Below are 3,453 nucleotides of genomic sequence, written 5' to 3'. Positions count from 1 at the left end.
CAATGTAATATAATAAACAACTGGGCGCCATCACTCTTTTGTTCCAGTATTCATTGGTATAAGTTCTGCATTCTTCGGGTAATAATTTTGTCTCTATAAAATTATAATCGGCGGCTCCTATTACTACATCAGCTGGCAAGTTGATAGTTGCTGGTTGATAGTTGATAGTTGTTTGAGCAGTTACAACATTAGCTTTATTATTATCAACTTCAATATTCGTTACATCACAATCAAAACAAAATTGTACACCTAATTCTTTTGCCAAACTAAACATTGCTTCTACAATTTTATACATGCCGCCCTGCGGATACCAGGTACCCAATTTTATATCAGCATAATTCATTAAGCTGTATAAAGCCGGTGTATTTTGTGGCAAAGCACCTAAAAACAACACCGGAAACTCCATCATCTGCTGCAACTTTGGATGTTTAAAATATTTACTTACATGTTTTTTCATGTTGGTAAAAACATCTAATTTAAACACTCCTCTTATTACATCCCAATCAATAAATTCTGTAATGCTTTGGCCGGGCTTATGCACTAATTTATTTATGCCCACATTATATTTATACTCAGCTTCTGCTAAAAATTTATCTAATTGTAAAGCACTGCCGGGTTCAACTTTTTCAAATAACTTTTTTAGTTCATCGTAGTTTGCCGGTATGTCCATCACATCATCCGGCCAGTAAATGCGGTACGAGGGATCTAATCTTTCCAGTTGATAATAGTCTGCTACTTTTTTTCCAAAGCAATTAAAAAAACGTTCAAACACTTCGGGCATCCAGTACCAGCTTGGGCCCATATCAAATGTAAAACCGTCTTCTTTTAACTGCCTTGCCCTGCCACCGGCAGCATGTTGTTTTTCTAAAACGGTTACATCGTAACCTGCCTTAGCCAAAAAACATGCTGCTGATAACCCTGCAAAGCCACTGCCTATTATTACAACTTTTTTCAAGGACTAAATTTAGGGATATTGAAATTTAAAACGGTATAAAAAAGCTGTAACTGTTTAAAATCTTGTTAACTGTTCTTTTAATAATTTTCGGGCAAAATGTATCCTGCTTTTTATTGTGCCCAAGGGTTCTTTTAACAATGTTGCAATTTCATTATATTTATAGCCATCAAAGTACAACATAAAAGGGTTGCGGAATATATCGGGTAAATGGTGTACTGCCTGATGAATTTCTTTTATTTTCAAATTACTCTCTGCAGTATTTGCAATAGATAACTGGTTACTGTTTAGTAAAAATTCGTTGATGCTGTTATCAAGAATAGTATTTTGTTTTGCTTTGCGTCGGTAATCATTAATAAAAATATTACGCATTATGGTGTACAACCAGGCTTTAATATTTGTACCAACATTATATTTTTCCCTGTTGGCTAAAGCCCTGTACATGGTTTCCTGAATAAGATCTTTTGCCGTTTCGTTATCCCTTGTAAGCGTAATTGCAAATGGCTTCAGGTATTCCGCATTATTAATAATGATTTGATTGAATTCTATTGCAGACATTTTGTTTAAGTATTATTCTGTAAAGTTAAACAAGAAATGCTGATAAATGCAAATTTTTGTTTAATTTTTTAATAAAAAGATTAAACACATTATTTTACAGGACTTTATATATTCACTTTTGAGAACCCTGATACAAAATCCATTACTTCTGCGAAAGATCTTTTAAAATTTAGGGGTGCATGAATCTTTTTTTGATAAATATTTGTAAGCTGTCCTGAAATGATTACTGGTATACCACCGAATTTTTGAGTAACATTTACAATAAATTTATCGAAGTTAAAATTTTGTCCTACAGTGGTTAGATGAGAGTACAGATAGTCGGGGTTTTTTAGTTTAGCAACATATTCAACATCTTTTAATGGCACATTAGAACCAAGATAATAGGTGGTGACACCCCTGTTTTTTAATAAATAGTACATAAACAATAAACCCAGTTCGTGGTATTCTCCCTCGGGTAAAAATAGTAAAACAGATTTATTTACTTTAACTGGTGTTATAACGCTGTCTATACCCACAATTAACTTTTGGCGGATGATATTAGTCACAAAGTGTTCCTGTGCCGGATTTATATGATTAGTAAGCCATAATATTCCAATTTTTTCAAGAAAGGGAAAAATAATTTGAGTAATGGCTCTTTCTATACCCCGTGCAGCAATAAATTTATCCAAAATTATTTCCACTTTTTCAATATCTATATCCACCATACTTTGAATAAGGTCATTCACAATTCGTTCCTGCTGGGCTTCCATTTGGCTGAGGGAAAGAATTTTTTCTTTCATTTCACCCTCATTCATTTTATCTATGTGAGATATTTTGTAACCATATTTATTAAGCAGGGCTACATTAAGTATTTTCTTTAATTCATCGTTGCTGTAATAACGAATATTAGTGTCGGTACGTTCGGGTTTTATAAAGGAATAGCGCTGCTCCCAAATTCGTATGGTGTGTGCTTTAATTCCGGAAAGATTCTCAAGATCTTTAATAGTAAAAGAGTGCATGGTAATTTCATTAGTACATTGTTATTACAATAATACTATCATTTTGTTTAAAAAATAGGAGAAAAAGATTAACAGGATTAAAAATCTCTTTTAGGCAGGTCTTTAAATATTTTATTTACCAGCTGGTTTTTAGCGAAGATGATCGACCAGGCGGTAAGGAAGATGATCATAAAATCGGTATACAGGGAAGCATGCTGCTGGTACCACATTTCCAGCGCCCCTTTAAACGGGTAAATGGTAGCATACATGGCTTTTGGGTCTGCAGCATCAGAAATCATTTTTTCTTCATCCCTAAAAATTAAAGAACCGATACCTGTCATCCCGGGTTTGCAATTATAAATTTTGTCACGAATTTCCTGTGGATATAACTGAACGCTTACTTCCATCAATGGCCTTGGCCCAACAATACTCATATCTCCTTTAAACACATTAATTATTTGTGGCAGCTCATTAATTTTTGTGATACGGAGAAATTTTCCAAAACCTGTTACCCGGGGATCGTTACGTAAGGTTATTTCGCCTGTACCAATGCTAGGGCTGTTCTTTAACATTGTGGCAAACTTCCAGATATCGAACAATTTGTTTTTATACCCCACCCTTTTTTGAAAATAAAAAACTTCCTGTTCGCCTGTAAGTAATAAAATTATTATTGAGGGAATAAGGATTGGAGAAAGTAACACCAATGCAATTCTTGCAATGATAATATCTATAATGCGTTTGGCTATGCTGTACATGGAAAAATTGGGTCGTTGGTTATTCAGTAACCTGTTCGTTCAATATTTAAAAACATTCTTTTATCTTATCGCTTACTGCTTTCAGCTGTTCGTCAGTTATATAAGTAGAACAGGGAATGCTTAAGCAATGCTGGTAAACAAAATTCGACCTGTCAGTTTTATTGTAATACAAGTTGTCTTTAAACATCCTCAACTGATTCATCGGCACCCA

Annotated in this window: 4 protein-coding genes; all 4 read right to left on the bottom strand. The window is 34.0% G+C overall.

The window, feature by feature from the left end; translation table 11 throughout:
- On the bottom strand, window positions 1–955 hold a 955-nt coding region (locus ACY65O_RS20295; RefSeq protein WP_462222683.1), incomplete at its 3' end, for a phytoene desaturase family protein.
- A 54-nt stretch (window positions 956–1,009) separates the two neighbouring features.
- Complete coding sequence (locus ACY65O_RS20290) at window positions 1,010–1,510, bottom strand: RNA polymerase sigma factor (RefSeq protein WP_462222682.1); 501 nt, start codon at window positions 1,508–1,510, stop codon at window positions 1,010–1,012.
- 104 nt (window positions 1,511–1,614) lie between these two features.
- On the bottom strand, window positions 1,615–2,508 hold the full coding sequence (locus tag ACY65O_RS20285) for a MerR family transcriptional regulator (RefSeq protein ID WP_462222681.1): 894 nt from the start codon (window positions 2,506–2,508) through the stop codon (window positions 1,615–1,617).
- A gap of 77 nt (window positions 2,509–2,585) precedes the next feature.
- Window positions 2,586–3,242, bottom strand: a complete 657-nt coding sequence (locus ACY65O_RS20280; RefSeq protein WP_462222680.1) for a sugar transferase — start codon at window positions 3,240–3,242, stop codon at window positions 2,586–2,588.
- Window positions 3,243–3,453 lie beyond the last annotated feature (211 nt).

The organism is Ferruginibacter sp. (assembly GCF_031430955.1).
Taxonomy (GTDB): Bacteria; Bacteroidota; Bacteroidia; order Chitinophagales; family Chitinophagaceae; genus Ferruginibacter.
This window is presented reverse-complemented; position numbering and strand designations above follow the sequence as displayed.

What these genes read in the sequence shown, in the direction of transcription:
- ACY65O_RS20280 (WP_462222680.1), bottom strand. Translation starts at nt 3,242, where the DNA reads ATGTACAGCATAGCCAAACGCATTATAGATATTATCATTGCAAGAATT.
- ACY65O_RS20290 (WP_462222682.1), bottom strand. Translation starts at nt 1,510, where the DNA reads ATGTCTGCAATAGAATTCAATCAAATCATTATTAATAATGCGGAATAC.
- ACY65O_RS20285 (WP_462222681.1), bottom strand. Translation starts at nt 2,508, where the DNA reads ATGCACTCTTTTACTATTAAAGATCTTGAGAATCTTTCCGGAATTAAA.